The organism is Corynebacterium tuberculostearicum (assembly GCF_022347385.1).
Taxonomy (GTDB): Bacteria; Actinomycetota; Actinomycetes; order Mycobacteriales; family Mycobacteriaceae; genus Corynebacterium; species Corynebacterium tuberculostearicum_M.
Map to the genome: position 1 here is coordinate 1 of NZ_JAKRDT010000050.1, position 1,162 is coordinate 1,162.

Sequence of the window (1,162 nt, forward strand, 5' to 3'; positions counted from 1 at the left end):
CTTCACACGGCTTCAGCAGAGCTAGGAATCAATCGTTCTTCACTTTATTCCTGGCTTAAGCAGTACGGCACCGGCAAACGTGCCCACTCGAAAAACATGCGTGATAAAGCTCAGGCGACGACTGATTCTGAGCGGATCCGCCAGCTAGAAAACGAAAACGCAAAGCTGCGTGAAGAACGCGACATCCTGCGCAAGGCCGCGAAATATTTTGCCGAAGAGACACGCTGGTAATCCGCTTCCAGTTTGTCTATGACCACCGAACCGAGTACTCGGTTAAGCGGATGTGCCACGTGTTAAAGCTCAATCGCTCCTCGTTTTATAAGTGGGTGCAAACCCGCGAAAAACGCAGGTTAAAGATGTGTTCCGATGCCCTTATTGGTGCAAAAATCAAGACCACTTTTGATGATGAGCACGGGCTTTATGGTGCTAAACGCATCGCTGCGAGCCTCAACAGTGATACGGATTTCGGCCCGATCAATCACAAGAAGGTCGCACGCATCATGAAATCCATGGGGCTTAAAGGCTTTACCAAGCGCCGCCGATGTGTCACTACCAGGCGTAAGCCTGGTCACCGCGTCATGCCAGATTTAGTGGGCCGCAAATTCACCGCTGACAGGCCAAACCACGTCTATGTTGGCGACATTACGTACCTGCCGTGTAAGGGTGGCAAAAACATGTACCTTGCCACGGTCATCGACGTCTACTCTCGCAAACTTGTCGGTCATGCACTCGCCGATCACATGCGGGTATCGCTGGTTATCGAAGCTTTGTCTCATGCCAGAAAGGTCCGCGGAAGCCTTAAAGGGGCAATTTTCCATTCCGATCACGGCAGTGTGTACACCTCACAGGCATTTAGGGACCACTGCGCTCAGCTTGGTGTGCGTCAATCCATGGGAGCAGTGGGAACGAGTGCCGATAATGCCCTAGCAGAATCCTTTAACGCCACCTTAAAGCGTGAAGTACTGCGTGATAGGAAACTCTTTGAAAGTCCAATCAGCTGCCGCCAGGAAGTCTTCCGATGGTGCATGCGCTACAACACGCGCAGACGGCACTCCTGGTGCAACCTTCTAGCCCCCGATGACTTCGAGGCGCTTAATTCAGCTACACTGACCCAAGCAGCATAGCTAACCCCCGACGTGTCTACTTTCCGGGGGCCAGGCCC

At 52.8% G+C, this 1,162-nt stretch carries 1 protein-coding gene; it reads left to right on the forward strand.

Annotated features, from left to right (window positions below):
• A protein-coding gene (locus tag MHK00_RS11815) for an IS3 family transposase (protein ID WP_394372012.1) occupies positions 1–1,124 on the forward strand; the annotation gives its coding sequence in 2 pieces (ribosomal slippage) (positions 1–214 and positions 214–1,124; 1,125 coding nt annotated over the 2 pieces). This gene is flagged as partial in the annotation.
• Positions 1,125–1,162: the final 38 nt, after the last annotated feature.